Below are 17,169 nucleotides of genomic sequence, written 5' to 3'. Positions count from 1 at the left end.
TCACACCCCTCGTTGTGAGGCCGGGGTGAGCCGGCCGAGAACGACGTTGACGATCAGGTTGAACAGGACGACCAGCACGATCGACACGACCAGCACGCCCTGCACCGCCGGCACGTCGCCGGCCTGCGCCGAGTCGTTGGCGAAACGACCGAAACCCTGCAGTCCGAAGATCCATTCGGTGACGACCGCGCCGCCGATCAGCGCCGGGAACTTCAGCCCGAGCACCGCCAGCGTGGGGCCCGTGCCGTTACGCAGCACGTGCCGCCAGAAGATCCGCCGCGGGCTGATCCCCCGCACCAGGGCCCCGGTGACGTAGTTCTCCCGGTAGGCCCCGATCAGACCCGAGCGCAGCTGCCGGGCCACGTCGGCGACGGTGTCGAAGCTGAGCGCCAGCGCCGGCAGCAGGATGTGCGAGAGCCAGGGCCACAGACCCAGTTCCAGCGGTACGTAGCCGGAGGCGGGAAACCAGCCGAACCCCACGGCGAAGACGGTGACCAGCACGATGCCGACCACGAAGGCAGGCATCACCGAGATCACCGTCATCACCGCGGTGATCGCCCGGTCGATCCAGGTGGTGTGCTTCAGCGCGGCCAGGGTCCCGAACGCGAACCCCAGGGTGATACCGATCGCCAGGGCCAGCGCCGCGACCGAGAGGCTGACGCCGAGCCCCATGCCGATCAGATCGGCCACGCCGACCCCGTTGGACCAGCTGTTACCCAGGTTCCCGTGCAGCATGTCGGTCAGCCAGGTCCCGTACTGGGCCAGGAACGGCCGGTCCAGGCCCCATTCCGCCTCGATCCGGGCGATCGCCTCCGGTGTGGCCTGCTCGCCCAGCTGCATCCGCGCCGGGCTCAGCCCACTGATCGCCCGCAGCGCGAAGGTCACGAAGGTGGCGACCAGGAACACCGGCACGAAGATCGCGACCGACTGGGCCAGCGTGATCAAGGTCCGGCCCAGCACCCGGCGAACTGCCGGACCAGCGCCGGGAATGAACTGCGGTGCAAGGGTACTTCCGGTCATCAGCTGCTCCTGTCTTCCCGCCGGAGACCCCTAGGAGATCTTCACACCCGTCCAGTTGACGTGTCCCGGGTGGGCGGGCAGCCCCGAGATCGAGGGATCCTTGGCGTAGACACTGGGCTGGGAGTAGGTGAAGACCAGCGCCTGGCTGACCAGTCCGGCCCGGGTGGCGGCCTGCAGGTTGACCTCGTAGTCACCGCCTTCCAGCGGGGTCTGGCGCACCTTCGCCACCGCCTTCTCGAAACCGTCCGGCTCGTAGGGCGTGCTGAGGTTCAGCGGGCCGTTCGGGCCGAAGTGCGCGGTGAGGGTCTGCAGCGGTGAGTCGCGGCCGGTGGTGCCGTACAGCGAGGCCACCAGGTCCTTGGCGAAGAACGGCGTGGCCCAGTTCTTGTCGATCTTGATGTTGACCGTGATGCCGATCGCCGCCAGCTGCGACTGCACGATCTCGGACGAGGGGTCCTCGGCCGGGATCACCAGATCGACAGTGAGATCGTCACCGGAGTACTTCGACTCGGCCAGAGCGGCTTTCGCCTTCTCCACGTCGTGCGGCCACAGGTCGGCCGACTGCGGGTCGTAGGCGATGTACTCCTTCGGGAACGGCTGGGTGGCGACGGCGCCGTAGCCGAAGGTCAGCTTGTCCACGAACTCCTGCCGGTCAATGCCGTACCGCACGGCCTCGACCACCTTCGGGTCGTCGAACGGCTTCTTGTTGACGTTCAGGCTGAGGTTCGAGGCGTTGTAACCGGGCTGGACGAACACGTCGAGCCCGGCCTTCTCCGCGGCCTGCGCCTGGGCCGCGGCCACGTCGGCGAAGTTGTACACCCCGGTCTGCAGACCCGAGACCACCGTGGAGGCGTCGGGGGCGGAGACCAGTTCCACCCGATCGATGTGGATGTTCGCCGCGTCCCAGTAGTCCGGGTTCTTCTCCAGCACGGCCTTGGTGCCGGGGATGAGCTGGGTGATCACGAAAGGACCGTGCCCGATCGGCTTCTGGTCGAGCGCCTTCGGGTCGGCGGCGGCCTGCGGGCTGGCCACCTGGAGCACGCGCTCACCGAACAGCAGCGGGATCTGGTAGTCCACCTGGGTCAGGTCCACGACCACGTCCAGGTCACCGTCGGCCGTGACCTTGTCGATCGAGGTGAGGTCACCGAAGAGGGCGGAATCCTCCTGGGTCTTGGCCCGCTCGATGGCCTTCTTCACGGCGTCCGCGTTCACCGGGGTGCCGTCGCTGAAGGTCAGGCCCTTGCGCAAGTGGAACGTGACCTGGTCACCCTGGTCGTTGTAGTCCCAGCTCTCGGCCAGGTCGGGCACCGCCTCACCCTTCTCGTTCACCCGGGTCACAGAGGCGTAGACCAGCGAAAGGTGCCGGAACTGGGCGCCGCTGCCTCCCACCACCGGGTCCCAGTGGGTCGGGAAGTAGGACGACGCCCATTTCAGGGTGGCGGCACCGGCCGCGGCGCTCGAGCCGGAGTCGCCGCAGGCCGCGAGCACCGCCCCGAGCGCAGGAACGGCGAGCAGACCGCCGAGGAAGGACCGCCGGCCGAGGCCGGGCGAGGAGTCTGGGGTCATGGGAGTGGTTTCCTTCGCTGATCACGAACGAGTTCGCAGGGGGGACGCTCGCCACGGCGCACACGAGCAGGTCGGCTCGCGGGGTGGCCGGCTCCTCGGCGCGGGAGTGCGCCGCTGGAGTGGGTCAGGGGACGAGAGACGCGGTTTTCGCTTCATCGGTATGGGCCGCGGTGTAACGGTTCTCCGGCACGGGCAGATCGAGGTTGCCGCGCAGGGTGGTCGATGCGTACTCGCTGCGCACGACGCCGCGCTCACGCAGGATGGGCAGCACCTGGTCGGTGAAACGGGCGAAGTCGCCGGGGGCGTTGACGGTGATGTTGATGCCGTCGAAGCCACCGGCCTCGAACCAGCGCTGGATCTCGTTCGCCACGGTGAGCGGCGACCCGACGAACGGCGAGCGCCCGGCGTCGAGCTGGTGCTGCACGACCTGCCGCAGGGTCCAGTCCTTCTCGGTGGCCCGGCGGGTGATGCCCTCGGCCTGGGTGCGGAAGCTCAGGGCGCCGGCCGCGGCCACCGAGGGGAACGGGGCGTCCAGGTCGTACTGACTGAAGTCATGCCAGCCGAAGGGCCTTCCGAGTTCGGCGAGCGCCTTGTCGAAGCTCTTGGCACCCAGGGCCGCATCCTGCAGCCGGCGGGCCTGCTCGTCGGTGTCGGCGATGATCGGGTGGATTCCCGGCACGATCAGCACGTTCTGCGGGTCACGGCCCTTGGCCGCGGCGCGCTCGCGCAGTTCGGTGCGGAACGCGACGGCCTGCTCGAGGGTCTGGGCGTGGGTGAAGATCGCGTCGGCGATCTCGGCGCCCAGGTCGCGCCCCTCCTCGGAGTCACCGGCCTGGAAGATCACCGGCTGCCCCTGCGGCGTGCGCTCCAGGTTGAGCGGGCCGACGACCCGGAAGTGTTCACCCACGTGGTCCAGGGCATGGAGTTTCGAGCGGTCGAGGAACTCCCGGCGTTCCCGGTCACGGGGCAGGGCGTCGGCCTCGTACGAGTCCCACAGGCCCTGCGCGACCCGGACGTGCTCCAGGGCCCGGCCGTAGCGGGTGGCGTAGTCGAAGTGCGCGTCGCGACTGTAGTTCCCGGCTGTTCCGGCGTCACCGCTGGTGACCACGTTCCAGCCTGCGCGCCCGCCGCTGATGTGGTCCAGCGACGCCAGGCGCCGGGCCACGTTGAAGGGCTCGTTGTACGAGGTGGTGAGTGTGCCGACCAGGCCGATGTGCTCGGTGTGCACAGCGATGGCCGACAGCAGGGTGAGCGGTTCCAGGCGGCTGAGGTAGTGGTTCGGGGAGTCGGGGGTGATGAACTGGCTGTCGACGATGAAGACGTGGTCGAACTTCGCCGCCTCGGCCTCCTGGGCCCGGGCGATGTACCAGCGCACGTCCACGCTGGCGTCGGTGGGGATCTCCGGATCCAGCCAGGTGTGATGCTGGCCCGGTCCACCGACGCCGAGCAGAACGGCGCCGAGTTTGAGTGTGCGACGGGGTGATTCGGACATGACGAGACCCTCCGGCCATGGACGGGGAGAATGAGTGGGGGACGACGCTCGGGCGAGCCGAGTCAGCGACAGAGCGCCGACCGGCCGCGAGCGTGATCGAGCCAGCGACAGCCCGTGAGGCTCACCGTGGCTGTTCGGGTCATGGGTCGAGCATGCGTGACCAGGAGATTTCTGTCTAACGATGCTTTGTGATGAACACCCATCACGAAAACGAATCATTCTCTAGTATTCTGGTAGACATGAGTCAGATTCTGGACATCGCTCCTCTCCGCAGCTTCGTCGCGGTCGCGGACACCGGCGGTTTCCAGCGGGCGGCCACATCGCTGCACCTGAGCCAGGCGGCCGTGAGTCAACACGTGCGCAAGCTGGAGAGCGCCACCGGACGGTCCCTCGTCGAGCGGCACGGCCGGGGATCCCGTCTGACCGCTGACGGCGAACGCCTGTTGTCACAGGCCAGGCGCATCTTGGCCCTGCACGACGAGACCCTGCGCGGCTTCGGGCGACGCACCGTCGAAACCGTGGTGATCGGTTCCACCGAGCACGCGGCCGCGCAGTTGCTGCCGTCCCTGTCCACCCAACTGGCGAGCAGTCTGCCCGACCACCGGTTCCGGTTCCGCCTCGACCGGGGCACCCGGCTACGCGAGGGCCTGACCGAGGGCCGCGTCGACCTGGCGCTGCTGCTCGGCCCGTCCGACGACCTGCGGGCCACACCGGTCGGCGACCTGAAGCTGACCTGGTACGCCGCCCCCTCCTGGCGACGGCCCCCGGCTCCCGCCCCGATTCCGGTGGTGGCGTTCGACCAGCCCTGCGTCCTCCGCACCCGGGCCCTGGAAACCCTTGCGGAAAACAGCATCCCGGCTATGGTTAACGCCGAGGCGATCCAGCTGGCCGGAGTTCAGGCAGCGGTCGGCGCCGGCCTCGGCGTCGCCCTGATGGCCACACTGGGCCAGACCCCCGAGGGCCTGGCCCCCCGCCACGACCTGCCGGCGCCCCAGCCCCTGCCGCTGGCCGTCTGGTCACGACAAGGGCTGTCCTCCCACACGTCCACCGCTGTCGCGCAGGCCCTGCGACGGCTGCTCACCGAGCCGGGCCGCCTGAAGACCCGCGGATCGTCCTACGCCGAAGTCGAGTTCGCCCAGGGAGCCTGACATGCCCGCCATCCACCTGACCCCCGACGAACACGGCAACGAGCCGGTCCGCACTCCCAGCGGTGTGCTGCTGCCACCCGGCATCGACCCGTTCCACACCCGCCTGCATCAGATCGCCCCCGCGAACCTGGTCGGGCAGACCACGCAGACCTCCGGCATGAAGCGACTGGAAGCCGTGAGCGGCAAGACCGTGGGTGCGCAGCATCTGTGGATGGGCCAGACCCACGTGCCAGCCCTGACCAACTCCGGCAACCACCACCACGGTGCCTCCGAGACCGCCATCTACGTGGTCTCAGGGCACCCGGTGTTCGTGTTCGCCGACCTGGACGGCGACGAGCCGGTGGAGCGGCGTATCGAGACCTCCCCCGGCGACTATGTGTTCGTGCCCCCGTGGGTCCCCCACCGCGAGGAGAACCCGGACCCGGGAGAAGAAGCTCTGGTCGTGATCGCCCGCACGACGCAGGAAGCTGTCGTGGTCAACCTGGGCGCACTGGACTGGTCAGAGGTGAGCACCCGGTCGTAGGGGCCGGGGACACTTTGCATGATCACGGACGGGGTTTGATTCTCTTCGTTCACAGCGCGCTCAGCAGCCCCGCCGCCACCGACGTCCCCTGTTCACTCACCGACCCGGCCACCTCGCGAGCCCGCGCGGACAGCTCGGGCGACAGCACCGTCCTCAAAGCAGTGGTCAGTGACTCGAGCGTGGGCACGCTGCCCTCGTGCGCGACACCGATACCGAGTTCCGCCACCCGGCCGGCGAAATAGGGCTGGTCGACCACCTGCGGCACGATCACCTGGGGCCGGCCGGCGCGGGTGGCCGTGGTGGTCGTGCCCGCACCGCCGTGGTGCACGATCGCGGCGCACCGCGCGAACAGGGTCTGCTGGTTGACCTCCCCGACGGCGAAGCAGTCGTCCTGGTCGTCGTGCAGCTCCAGAGCGGCCCAGCCGCTGCCCAGCACCACCCGGCGCCCGTGACTGCGCGCCGCCTCGATCGCGTCCCGCCCGGCCCCGGTCAGGTTCTGCTGCAGGCCCATACTGCCGAAACCGACGTAGACCGGCGGCTCCCCCGCGTCCAGGAATTCCACCAGGCCCGGGGGCAACGGGCGGTCGTCCGGGAGGATCCAGGCGCCCGTCTGCACCACGTCGAGGTCGGAATCACCCGGCCAGGGCGCGATCACCGGGTCCGCGGCCAGCCACGGACGGTCCGTGAAGACGTACGCGCGCACATCGTCCACCATCGGCAGCCCCACCGTGGCCCGGTGCTCGTCGAACACCCCGCCGAACACGACCTTCATGGTCTGCCGGTCGTACTCCCAGAGCTGGTGGTTGTCGGTCTCGCCCTCGGGCAGCGGACGCCCCGGGTAGGGGTAGGGACGATGGGCACCCGTGGGCAGGGTGGTCGGCTGGAACCTCACCGACACCCACCCGATGCCGAGCTGGTCGGCCGCGGAGCGCGCGCCGCACGCCGCCGGCATCAATCCGGTGCCCACCACCACGTCACCGTCTGCGCCGGCCGCGGCCATCACCGCCTCGTACTGGGTGGCCACCATCCGCCGGGCCCGGAACTGCAGTTCCTCCAGCGGCAGACGCCGCCCCACGTTCGGCCCCTGCTTGCGCGAGACCTCGGCGATCATCTCCTTCACCGGCTGACCGGCCGGCACCAGCGGCACCCCGACGCGCTCCAGCAGCGAGACGAAGTCGTCGTCGGGCGGGGTGCAGACCACCGCCTCGTGACCCAGCCCGATCAGCTTCACGGCCAGGGCCGCCAGTGGTTCCAGATCTCCACGCGACCCGTAGGTCGACAGAACGACGCGCACTGCGCATACCCCCCAAGGCTTTTGACATCCACTTCAGCTGACAGCCAGTGATTCTGGGGCAGGCCCGGGGCCTTGCCGCAAGGCCCCGGGTGCGCTATACCTTAGGAGCGGAGAGGGAAACCCTCTCCTTTTTTCATGCCTGAGGGCCCCCCGGGTACGTCAGCCCGAGGTGGTCGCGCAGTGTCGTTCCCTCGTAGTCCGTGCGGAACACCCCGCGCTCCTGCAGCAGCGGCACCACGGTGTCGACGAAGGGCCCCAGGCCGTCGGGCGTGATGTGGGGAACCAGGATGAAACCGTCCGAAACATCCTCCTGCACGAACTGATTGATGGTCTCGGCCACGCTGCTCGCCGACCCGATGAAGGTCTGGCGGCCGGTGACCTCGATGACCAGCTCGCGGGCCGAGAGCTTCTCCGCCTCGGCCTTGGCCCGCCACTCGTTCGCCAGCGCGATCGGGTCTTTCGCCAGCTGACGCACGCTGGCCCGGCCCTTGGCGATCGCCTCGCCCTCCACCACCGGGTCGAACGAGGGCAGCGGGCCGTCCACGTCGAAGCCCGACAGGTCGGTGTTCCAGAGCTGCTCGATGAAGTTGATCGCGGTCTGCGGCGAGACCTGGGCGCGGCGCACCTGGTGGGCGAGCTCCTCGGCCTCGGCGTCGGTGTCACCCAGCACGAAGCTCGCCGCGGGAAGGATCAACAGGTCCTCCCGCGAACGCCCGTACTTCGGCAGACGGCCCTTCACGTCGTCGTAGAACGCCTTGCCCTCTTTCCGGGTGGCGTACCGGGAGAAGATCGCGTCGGCGCCCGAGGCGGCGAACTCGCGGCCCTCCTCGGAGTCACCGGCCTGGAAGATCACCGGCCGGCCCTGCGGACTGCGGGGCACGTTGAACTGACCCTCGATGTCGAAGAACCGGTCCTCGTGCTTGAACGTGCCCGGGCGGTCCGTGCTGAGGAACCGGCCCTGATCCTGGTCGGCGAGGATCTCGACCCCGTTCCAGGAGTCGAACAGCTCGGTCGTGGTGCGCAGGAACGTACGGGCCCGTTCGTACCGGTCGCTCTGCGCGAGATAGCCACCACGGCGGAAGTTCTCGCCAGTGAACTGGTCCCAGCTGGTGACCACGTTCCACGCGGCGCGACCCTCGGACAGGTGGTCGAGGCTGGCGAACTGGCGTGCCACCTCGTAGGGCTCGTTGAACGTGGAGTTGATCGTGCCGGTCAGGCCGAGCCGCTGCGTCACAGCGGCCAGGGCCGCCAGCACGGTGAAGGTGTCGGGGCGGCCGACCACGTCCAGGTCGTAGATCTGGCCCTTCTGCTCGCGCAGCCGCAGGCCCTCGGCCAGGAACAGGAAGTCGAACTTGCCGCGCTCGGCGATCTGGGCGAACCGGCGGAACGAGTCGAACTCCACGTGGCTGCCCGCCGCCGGGTCACTCCAGACGGTGGTGTTGTTGACGCCCGGGAAATGGGCGGCGAGGTGGATCTGCTTGGTCATCGCTCAGGCCCTCACGTAACGGTTGGCAGGACGGTCCAGCTCGAGCAGCCCCCGCAGCGTGCCGTTCTCCGGGTACTGCGTGCGGAACAGGCCGCGCCGCTGCAGCTCCGGCACCAGGCCGCGGGTGATCCGGTGCAGGTCGTGGGGCAGGGCGGCCGGGCGCAGGCGGTAACCGCTGAGGCCCTGGGCCTGCCATTCCACCAGCAGGTTGGCCAGCTGGGCGGGCGTGCCGGCGAAGATCTTGGCATCGCTGGTGTATTCGGCCCCGGCCAGCTCGTTCAACCGGGCCAGGCGGTCGCGGGCGGCCTGCTCTGTGTCGTCGAGCACCACCACCAGATCGGCCCAGACGTGGATCTTCTCGTCCTGACGCCCGGCCGCGTGGCGCTGCTCGTCAATGCGGGCGACCAGGTCGGCGGCCTGCCCGGCGTCGTGGGGCGTGACAAACCCGAGGTCGGCCGCGCGCCCGATCAGCCGGTAGGGAACGTCCGCGTGGCCCAGGGCCGCCACCAGCGGCTGACCCTGCGGCGGGCGGGGCGTGATCGAGGGGCCCTTGACCGAGAACCAGCGACCGTCGAAGTCGATGTAGTGCAGCTTGTCGCGGTCGACGAAGCGACCGGTGGCGACGTCGCGGATCTCGGCGTCGTCCTCCCAGCTGTCCCACAGACGGCGCAGTACCTGCACGTAGTCGGCGGCCTCGTCGAAGTGGTCGGCCACCAGCTGCTGCACATCAGGCTCGTTGATACGGGCCAGGTCGATCAGCGGGAACTCCCGCCGGCCGAAGTGCTTCGCCGTGTCGTTGCGGACGGCCACCTGCACGCGCACCCCGGCCCGGCCGGTGGCGGCGTAGTCGAGGGTGGCGATCGCCTTGGAGATGTGGAACGGCTCGGTGTGGGTCACGATCACCGTCGGCACCAGGCCGATGTGCCGGGTCAGCGGCGCCACCCGGGCCGCGATCAGCACGGCGTCGAGCCGGCCCCGCACCCGGTCGGTGCGCGCGTCCTGCTCGGTGAACTCGTCCGACTGCAGATTCAGCGCGTCCTCGATCGTCACCAGGTCGAGGAGCCCGGCCTCTGCCTCGGTCACCAGGTCGGTCCAGTACTGCGGGGAGAAGAGCTCTTTCGGCCGGGCATCGGCCTGCCGCCAGGCTGCGGGATGCCATCCGGCACCGTCGAGGGCCACGCCGAGATGGAGCGGGGTGTTGCCGGTCACGTGATCTCCTTCAGAAATATCGGCGCTGGTCAGGGCTTTTCGTGGGGAATCTTCTCGCCGGCCTCGATCGCCACGCTCAGGCGGTTCTCCGGGGGCGGCAGCGGGCAGGTGGCCAGTGCCGTGTAGGCGCACGGCAGGTTGGCGGCCCGGTTGAAGTCGAGCACCACGTGCCCGTCCTCGTCCGGAGCCGGCACCTGGATCGCCCGGTTCGCCGCATAGGTGGTGACGCCCGAGGTGGCATCGGTGAACAGCACCATCAGCGCGCCCGGACGGTAGCTCGGGAAGGCCGTGAGGCTCAGCGCCTGGCCGTCGATCTCGAACTCCAGCTGCCCGGTGGCGTCGTAGACGTGCTCCAGACCCTCCACCGCGGCACCGACCGTGACCGGGCGCGGCACCTCGAACGGCGTGTAGGTGGCGGACACCGCCCAGCGCGGGTCCGGGTCGTAGGCGGGTGTGCCGTGGAACCCCTTGCGCAGCTCAGTATCCGGGTGGCGGGGACGGACGATGTGGTAACCACCGCGCTTGGCCACCTCGATCACCGCATCCCCCCAGACCGCGTTCACCCCGCCGCGCTCCGGGATCGGGTCGAACCGGTAGCTGCCGGTGTGTTTCTGGCCGTCCACCACGATCTCCTCGCCGGGCCCGAGCTCCACCGTGACCCGGTCGTCCACCGCTGTCCACTCACCCGGTGCGTCGCGGAACCGATCCGCCTCCTCCGTCAGGAAATGCAGGCTGGTGATCGCCAGGAAACCGTGCGGATCGGCGAGCCGGGCCTCCTGGGCCCGGTGCCACTCCTGCCAGTCGGCAACGAAATCGGTGGTCGTGGTGGTCATGACGGTGCTCCTTCGGAGATGACCCGGCCCGGGATCGCGGCCAGGAGTTCCCGGGTGTAGTCGTGCTGAGGATTCGTGAACAGGTCTGCGGTGGGACCGGTCTCGACGATGCGCCCGTGACGCATCACGGCGACCCGGTGCGCGAGCTGCCGGACCACGGCGAGGTCATGGGAGATGAACAGATAGGCCACACCGGTTTCTTCCTGAAGCTGCACCAGGAGTTCCATTACCTGCGCCTGGACCGAGACGTCCAGCGCCGAGACCGGTTCGTCGCACACCACCAGGTCGGGTGACAGGGCCAGGGCCCGGGCGATCGCGACGCGCTGGCGCTGCCCGCCGGAGAGCTCCGCCGGGCGCCGCGTCAGGAGGGTCTGCGGCAGCGCCACCCGGTCCAGCAGGTCGCGCACGGTGACGCCCCGGGAGGCCCGGTCGCCGATCCGGAACGCCCGCAACGGTTCCTCGATCGCCTGGGCCACCGTGAAACGCGGATCCAGCGAGGCGTAAGGGTTCTGGTAGATCAGCTGGGCCCGGCGCCGCAGCGCCCGGGTGACCGCGGGCCGCGACCGGGTGATGTCGGCCCCGTCGAAGGTGATCGTGCCCGAACTCGGGTCGGCCAGTCGCAGGACCAGCCGTCCGGTGGTCGACTTGCCCGACCCGGACTCCCCCACCAGAGCCAGGGTCTCGCCCCGGTCGAGATGGAAGCTCACACCGTCCACCGCCCGCAGGGCCGCCGCACCGGGCAGCGGGAACTCCTTCACCAGATCCTCGGCCCGTAACAGCTCGGTACCGGTGGGCTTCTCCCGGGTGACAGAACGTGGCACCCGCAACCCGGGCGCACTGGCCAGGAGCTTCTTGGTGTACTCGTGCTGCGGGTCGTTCATCACCGAGACGGTCGGGCCGGTCTCGACGATGCGACCCTGCGACATCACCACGATCCGGTCGGCCCGGTCCGAGGCCACGGCCAGGTCGTGGGTGACCAGCAGCACCGCCGCCCCGGACTGTGCGACCAGATGCTGCAGGTGATCGAGGATGACCTTCTGCACCGTCACGTCCAGGGCGCTGGTCGGCTCGTCCGCGATGATCAGCCGGGGGTCGGCGGCGATGGCGATCGCGATCAGCACCCGCTGCCGCATCCCGCCCGAGAGCTCGTGCGGATACTGCCGGGCGCGGACCTCCGGCTCGGGAAGCCCTGCTCGGTCGAGGATCTCGACGGCCTTCAGCGCGGCGTTGCGGCGATCGGCCAGCCCGTGCAGCCGCAGCACCTCGGCCACCTGCTCCCCGATGCGCTTGACCGGGTTCAGCGAGACTGCCGGGTCCTGCGGCACCAGGCCGATCCGGGCGCCGCGCACGGTCCGCAGCGAGCGTTCCGCGACCTGCACCAGATCCGCACCCTCGAAATGAATATTGCCCGCATCGATCTGCGCATTGCCCGCCAGCAGCCGCATGACGGCGTGGGCCGTGGTGCTCTTGCCCGACCCGGACTCCCCGACCACCGCGACGATCTCGCCGGCGGCGACCGAGAGCGACACCCCGTCGACCGCTCTCACGGGCGCCGACCGGGTGCGGTACGAGACCACCAGGTCACGGATCTCCAGCAGATTCACCACTGCCTCAACTCCCCGTCGAGCGCCCGCGCGATCCGGTTGGTCGCCAGCACGGTCGCGGCGATGGTCAGGCCGGGCAGCGTGGTCAGCCACCAGGCATTGGCCAGGTAATTGCGCCCGTCCGAGATCAGCGTCCCCCACTCCGGGGCCGGCGGCGGAGCGCCGTACCCGAGGAAACTCAGCGACGACACCGCCAGGATCGAGGTGCCGAACTCCAGCGTCGCCAGCACCAGCACCGGGCCGATGCTGTTGGGCAGCACGTGCCGGCCCAGCACGCTCCACCACCGCGCACCGATCCCGCGCGAGGCCTCCACGTACAGGGCCAGGCGCACCCGCAGCACCTCCGAGCGCATCACCCGGGCGAACCCGGCCACGTTCGCGACGCCCACCGCCACGGCAACTTTCGTGGTGCCGTAGCCGAGCGCGGTGACCACGGCCAGCGACAGGAACAGCGTGGGGATCGACAGCACCACATCGACCAACCGCATGAGCACGTCGTCCACCCACCGGCCGGCGAAACCCGCGACCAGACCGATGGTGCCGCCGACCACGAAGGCGAACGCCACCGCGATCAGCGTGGCCCGCAACGACAACTGGGCGCCGTGCACGACCCGGGTGAACAGGTCACGGCCCAGACTGTCGGTACCGAACCAGTGCGCCGCGCCGGGCGCCCGGAAGTTCTCCGCCGGCACGCCCAGGGTGGGCTCCTGATTGCTGAAAACACCCGGCGCGAAGGCCGAGACGCCGACCAGGAAGACCACCACGACCGAAACCAGCAACCCCGGTCGGTGACCGAAGAAACTCAGTGTCCGTCGCAGACGTCCACCATGAACACGCGCAGGCCTCTCCAGAACCGGCGCGACCGGGGCCAGCAGTTCACTCATGCTGCAGCCACCACAGGACGCCTCGGGGCGAGCACGATGCGCGGGTCCAGTGCCGGGTAGACCAGGTCGACGAGCAGATTGACCACGACGAACACCAGCGCCCCGTAAACCACTACTCCCTGCACCACCGGGATGTCCTGGGTGTTCACGGCGGACTGGGTCACCCGCCCCAGACCGTTGCGGGAGAAGACGGTCTCGATCACCACGGCGTTGGCCATCAGCTGGCCCACGAGCAGACCGGCCACCGTGAGGGCGGGTAACGAGGCGTTGCGCAGGGCGTGCCGCAGGTGCACGTGTCTCCTTCCGGCGCCCTTGGCCCGGGCCGTGCCGATGTACGGCTCGTCGAGGGTCGTGATCAGGCTCTTGGCCAGCACCAGGGCGATCTGCGCCCCGGTCGGCACCGCCAGCGTGACGGCCGGCAGCACCAGGCCTTTCAGCCCGTCGTTGCCGAAGGCGGGGAACCACTGGTTCCGGAACGAGAAGAACTGCACCAGCATCAGCCCGATCCAGAACGTCGGCACCGACACCCCCAGCGGCGGCAGCGAGAGCAGCAACTGCCGCACCCCGGGGCGCGAGCTGAAGGTCGCGGCCAGCGCCAGCCCGCCGCCGAGCACGAACGCCAGGGTCAGGGCGCTCGCGGTCAACAGCAGGGTCTGGGGCAGGGCCTGGGTGATGAGCTGCGTGACCGGGCGGCCGGTGGCCACCGAGTCACCCAGGTCACCGATCAGCGCGTGCCCCAGGTGGTTCAGGTACTGCAGGGGCACGGGCTGGTCGAATCCGTACTCGTGACGCAGGGCCTCGAGCCGGGCGGGGTCGACCGGCGCGGAGTCCGCTCCCGCGCCGGCCATGGCCGAGACCGGGTCACCCGGCAGCAGCACGAGGATGAAGAATGACAGCGTGTACGCCGCCCACAGCACCCCCACCGCCTGGACGAGACGCCGGATCACGTAGCGGCGCATCTCATTCGACCCCGTTCAGCCAGGTGTCGTGCAGCTGGATCCGGCTCGAGGCCTCGAAGTTCAGGTCGTGCACCCGCTGCGCGACACCCAGCTTGGTCTGCAGCTCCACCACCGGCACCGTGTAGGCGTTCTCCACCAGGTCTTCCTGGGCCTGGGCGACGAGTTCGTCCCGGGCGGCCTCGTCGATCGTGCCCGCCTGCTGGGTCAGCGTCTTCTCCAGGTCGGTCTCCGGCACCTGGTAGAAGTTGGCCAGCGAGGTGGAGAACTGGGTGCGCAGGATGTCCGGGTCGGCGCGGGTCACGTTGCCCCAGGCCAGCTCGAAGTCACCGGTCTGGAGAATGGTGGCGAACTGCGAGATCTCGTTCTGCTGGAGTTCCACGGCGATGCCGGCCTGCCTGAGCTGCTGCTGGATCAGCTCCAGCGAGGGCTGGTTGGTGGGAGAGTTCGCGAACCAGGTGATGGTGAGCGAGAGCTTCTTGCCGTCCTTCTCGCGGATCCCGTCGGCGCCCGCGCTCCAGCCGTCGTCCTCCAGCAGCCTCTTGGCCTTGTCGAGGTCGAAGGCGAGCTTCCCCGAGAGGTCCTCGTAACCGGGTGTGGTGTGGGCGAGCACGCTGGTGGCCGGTTCGGTGCCGGTGTTGAACACCGTGTCGGCGATCTGCTTCCGGTCGATGGCGTACCCGATGGCCTGCCGCACCGCGGCGTCCTTGAGGATCGGGTGCGCATTGTTCGGCGAGAGCCCGAACACCACACCCGGGTTGGCGCGGGCCTCCAGGGAGACCCCGGCTGCCTCCAGCGCACTCTCGTCGGCCCGCCCGACGTTGCCGATCGCGTCCACCTGTCCCGACTGCAGACTTCCCGTGCGCACCCCGGCCTCGGGGAGCACCTTGAAGACCACCTGGTCGAGGTAGGCCTCACCCTGTTTCTTCCACAGCGAGGAGCCCCAGGCGTAACCGGTGCGCTTCTTCAGCGTGGTCGACTGGTTCGCCGCGTACTCGGCCAGGGTGAACGGCCCGGACCCGACAATGCCCTTCGTGCAGCGGTCCTGCGCCGAGAGCTTCGACGAGGCACGTGACACGATGCCCAGCGAGTGTGTCGACGTGGCCTGCAGGAACTGGGCGTTCGGCTGGGCGAACGTCACCGTCACGGTCTGCGGGTCGTCGGCGGTGATCTTCTTCACCCCCGCCAGGTATCCGGTGGCCAGGCCGGCCAGGGCCCCCAGGTCGGGAACGGCCTCGAAGTCGGCCTTCACCGCCTCGGCGTCCAGCGGAGTACCGTCGCTGAACGTCACGCCGTCGCGCAGGTGGAAGGTGAAGGTGGTGGCGTCCTCGTTGATGTCCCAGCTCTCCGCCAGCCAGGGCACGATCTTGCCGGTCTGCGGATCCTGGTCGGTGAGGGAGTCGACCAGCTGGCGCACGGAGTAGATCGAGTCGTTACTGGCCACCTGCTGCGGATCGGTGCAGCCGGTGTCGGAGCCGACCGCGAAGGTCAGCGTGCCGCCGCTTTTCGGTGTCGAGCTGCCGCCCGCACCTGATCCGGCACTGTCGCCTCCACCACAGCCGGTCAGGACGACCAGCCCGGCGACCAGCCCTACGTTCAGCCCGATTTTCAGCCAGGCATGCTTCAGCGTTCTACCCACGTCAGGGGTTCTCCTCGTCACGAGGCGTCCGGGCACACGGGTGCCGGCGGACGTTCCGATGGATGTGCGGCGCAAGAACTGGTGTCGCGCTCTCGGTCAGCGCGTGGGGATCTGACAGAGATCGGCGCAGACACGCAGCAGATCGATGTGACGGCGCCGGGAGAACAGACCGCTGTTCACGTTCCCTCCTCAGCACCGCACCAGCCGACTTCACACCACGCTAGGCCGCGGCTGCATTTAGGTCAATGCATATAGACAAGATAGACAATGTCGCCATCGTCTCGTTCTGCTCGTGCCCGCCCGGGACCGCAACGGAACGTTGCACGCTCCGTTGCCCACAACGTCCATCATTCAATGCTTTTCAGCGGACCGACCACTCCTGCGCGAGCAGCTCGAACGAGCGCACCCGGTCGGCGTGGTCGTGGGTGATCGTGGTGACGAGCAGCTCGTCGGCCCCGGTCGCGTCGCGCAGACGCTCCAGCTGGTCGGTCACCTGGCCCGGTGACCCGACGAACTGGGTGTCGACCCGGTCCTGCACCAGAGCGCGGTCGGCATCGCTCCAGACCCGCTGCCGGGCCTCGTCCGGGGTGGGGAACTGGATGGCTCCCTCGGCCGTGCGGATGCTGCGGACCCAGGCCCCGTAACCGGCCGCGAGATCCCGGGCGGCGGCCTCGTCGTCGGCCACCACCACGTCGGCCGAGACCGTCACGTAGGGCTTGTCGAGATCGGCCGACGGCTTGAACGCGGCCCGGTAGGCGTCTACCGCCTCCAGCACGCTGGAGGGGGCGACGTGGTAGTTGGCCCCGAACCGCAGGCCACGCTCCCCCGCCACCTCGGCGCTCTCGCCACCGCTGCTGCCGAGCACCCAGATCTGCACGGCCGCACCCTCTCCCGGGATCACGTGCGCCTCCTCGCCCTCCGGCGAGGTGTAGGTGCCGGCGATCAGGGCGAGCACGTCGCCGAGCAGCTCGTCGTAGTCTTGAGGCTGGGCGCCGGGTTGGACCAGGAGCTTCTTCTGCAGGGCGAACCGCGGGGAGCCGAGCAGGGGCCGGAAGTCGAACTTCGGCGGGATCAGCACGCCGTTGGGGGTCTTGCCGTCGACCACCGGGGAGGCCTTCGGCACCTGCCGCGGCTCGCGCGGCACCCCGCCCGAACGCCCCAGCCCGAGGTCGAACCGGCCGGGGTGCACGGCATCGAGCAGACCGAACTCCTCGACCACGGAAAGGCCCGTACGGTGGCCCATCTGGACCGCGCCCGAGCCCAGCCGGATCTGCGTGGTGGCGGCCGCGGCCAGGGCCAGCAGCAGCGAGGGGGTGGTGCCGGCCACGCCCGGGTTCAGGTGGTGCTCGGCGAACCAGTACCGCGCGTAACCCAGCCGCTCGGCGCGCTGCGCCAGGTCGATGCTGTTACGGATCGCCTCGGAGGCGTTCGAGCCGGTCGAGACCGGCACCAGGTCAAGGACACCGAGCGGGGTGGTGGTCACGGTACGAGCTCCTGTTCGGTGGGTATTCCGGA

Annotated in this window: 14 protein-coding genes; 2 read left to right on the top strand and 12 right to left on the bottom strand. The window is 69.4% G+C overall.

The annotated features are described in order from the left end of the window. From QSK05_RS33710 to QSK05_RS33700, 3 genes are all read right to left on the bottom strand, one after another. Positions 1 to 1,020: an ABC transporter permease gene (locus QSK05_RS33710; RefSeq protein WP_285601471.1), complete on the bottom strand. Its 1,020-nt coding sequence runs from the start codon at positions 1,018 to 1,020 to the stop codon at positions 1 to 3. Positions 1,021 to 1,050: 30 nt separating this feature from the next. Further along, the gene (locus QSK05_RS33705; protein ID WP_285601470.1) at positions 1,051 to 2,586 is read right to left on the bottom strand and encodes an ABC transporter substrate-binding protein; all 1,536 of its coding nucleotides are present in this window, start codon (positions 2,584 to 2,586) and stop codon (positions 1,051 to 1,053) included. 124 nt (positions 2,587 to 2,710) lie between these two features. Further along, positions 2,711 to 4,078, bottom strand: coding sequence for an NtaA/DmoA family FMN-dependent monooxygenase (locus tag QSK05_RS33700; RefSeq protein WP_285601469.1), 1,368 nt, complete (start codon positions 4,076 to 4,078; stop codon positions 2,711 to 2,713). A 239-nt stretch (positions 4,079 to 4,317) separates the two neighbouring features. Here QSK05_RS33700 and QSK05_RS33695 point away from each other — a divergent pair, with 239 nt between their 5' ends. After that, the gene (locus QSK05_RS33695; protein ID WP_285601468.1) at positions 4,318 to 5,226 is read left to right on the top strand and encodes a LysR family transcriptional regulator; all 909 of its coding nucleotides are present in this window, start codon (positions 4,318 to 4,320) and stop codon (positions 5,224 to 5,226) included. 1 nt (position 5,227) lies between these two features. Beyond that, positions 5,228 to 5,749: a cupin domain-containing protein gene (locus tag QSK05_RS33690; RefSeq protein WP_285601467.1), complete on the top strand. Its 522-nt coding sequence runs from the start codon at positions 5,228 to 5,230 to the stop codon at positions 5,747 to 5,749. Between the two features lie 49 nt (positions 5,750 to 5,798). On the opposite strand, the gene QSK05_RS33685 is transcribed toward QSK05_RS33690, so the two are convergent. The 9 genes from QSK05_RS33685 to QSK05_RS33645 form a co-directional block, all read right to left on the bottom strand. Beyond that, positions 5,799 to 7,043 carry a glycosyltransferase gene (locus tag QSK05_RS33685; protein ID WP_285601466.1) on the bottom strand — a complete coding sequence of 415 codons (1,245 nt, stop codon included), beginning with the start codon at positions 7,041 to 7,043 and terminating at the stop codon, positions 5,799 to 5,801. Positions 7,044 to 7,176: 133 nt separating this feature from the next. Continuing rightward, positions 7,177 to 8,529: an NtaA/DmoA family FMN-dependent monooxygenase gene (locus QSK05_RS33680; protein ID WP_285601465.1), complete on the bottom strand. Its 1,353-nt coding sequence runs from the start codon at positions 8,527 to 8,529 to the stop codon at positions 7,177 to 7,179. Positions 8,530 to 8,532: 3 nt separating this feature from the next. Next, positions 8,533 to 9,738: an LLM class flavin-dependent oxidoreductase gene (locus QSK05_RS33675; RefSeq protein WP_285601464.1), complete on the bottom strand. Its 1,206-nt coding sequence runs from the start codon at positions 9,736 to 9,738 to the stop codon at positions 8,533 to 8,535. A 29-nt stretch (positions 9,739 to 9,767) separates the two neighbouring features. Continuing rightward, complete coding sequence (locus QSK05_RS33670; protein ID WP_285601463.1) at positions 9,768 to 10,571, bottom strand: DUF1684 domain-containing protein; 804 nt, start codon at positions 10,569 to 10,571, stop codon at positions 9,768 to 9,770. Further along, complete coding sequence (locus tag QSK05_RS33665; RefSeq protein WP_285601462.1) at positions 10,568 to 12,178, bottom strand: dipeptide ABC transporter ATP-binding protein; 1,611 nt, start codon at positions 12,176 to 12,178, stop codon at positions 10,568 to 10,570. The genes QSK05_RS33670 and QSK05_RS33665 overlap by 4 nt, the downstream gene beginning before the upstream one ends. Beyond that, positions 12,172 to 13,059 (bottom strand): ABC transporter permease, encoded by an 888-nt coding sequence (locus QSK05_RS33660; protein ID WP_285601461.1) that lies wholly within the window; start codon positions 13,057 to 13,059, stop codon positions 12,172 to 12,174. The genes QSK05_RS33665 and QSK05_RS33660 overlap by 7 nt, the downstream gene beginning before the upstream one ends. After that, a complete protein-coding gene (locus QSK05_RS33655) occupies positions 13,056 to 14,018 on the bottom strand; it encodes an ABC transporter permease (RefSeq protein ID WP_285601460.1) in 963 nt (320 codons plus the stop codon). Before QSK05_RS33655 ends, QSK05_RS33660 begins: the two co-directional genes overlap by 4 nt. A gap of 1 nt (position 14,019) precedes the next feature. After that, the gene (locus QSK05_RS33650; RefSeq protein WP_285601459.1) at positions 14,020 to 15,654 is read right to left on the bottom strand and encodes an ABC transporter substrate-binding protein; all 1,635 of its coding nucleotides are present in this window, start codon (positions 15,652 to 15,654) and stop codon (positions 14,020 to 14,022) included. A 361-nt stretch (positions 15,655 to 16,015) separates the two neighbouring features. Further along, a complete protein-coding gene (locus QSK05_RS33645) occupies positions 16,016 to 17,137 on the bottom strand; it encodes an LLM class flavin-dependent oxidoreductase (RefSeq protein WP_285601458.1) in 1,122 nt (373 codons plus the stop codon). Between the last annotated feature and the right edge of the window lie 32 nt (positions 17,138 to 17,169).

The organism is Kineosporia sp. NBRC 101731, from assembly GCF_030269305.1.
Classification (GTDB): Bacteria; Actinomycetota; Actinomycetes; order Actinomycetales; family Kineosporiaceae; genus Kineosporia.
Note: the sequence above shows the minus strand (reverse complement) of the source record. Positions and strands in the feature narration are given on the sequence as shown.

Bases quoted from the DNA above. Each gene is read 5' to 3' on its own strand.
- QSK05_RS33710 (WP_285601471.1), bottom strand. From the start codon at position 1,020: ATGACCGGAAGTACCCTTGCACCGCAGTTCATTCCCGGCGCTGGTCCG.
- QSK05_RS33705 (WP_285601470.1), bottom strand. From the start codon at position 2,586: ATGACCCCAGACTCCTCGCCCGGCCTCGGCCGGCGGTCCTTCCTCGGC.
- QSK05_RS33700 (WP_285601469.1), bottom strand. From the start codon at position 4,078: ATGTCCGAATCACCCCGTCGCACACTCAAACTCGGCGCCGTTCTGCTC.
- QSK05_RS33695 (WP_285601468.1), top strand. From the start codon at position 4,318: ATGAGTCAGATTCTGGACATCGCTCCTCTCCGCAGCTTCGTCGCGGTC.
- QSK05_RS33690 (WP_285601467.1), top strand. From the start codon at position 5,228: ATGCCCGCCATCCACCTGACCCCCGACGAACACGGCAACGAGCCGGTC.
- QSK05_RS33680 (WP_285601465.1), bottom strand. From the start codon at position 8,529: ATGACCAAGCAGATCCACCTCGCCGCCCATTTCCCGGGCGTCAACAAC.
- QSK05_RS33670 (WP_285601463.1), bottom strand. From the start codon at position 10,571: ATGACCACCACGACCACCGATTTCGTTGCCGACTGGCAGGAGTGGCAC.
- QSK05_RS33660 (WP_285601461.1), bottom strand. From the start codon at position 13,059: ATGAGTGAACTGCTGGCCCCGGTCGCGCCGGTTCTGGAGAGGCCTGCG.
- QSK05_RS33655 (WP_285601460.1), bottom strand. From the start codon at position 14,018: ATGCGCCGCTACGTGATCCGGCGTCTCGTCCAGGCGGTGGGGGTGCTG.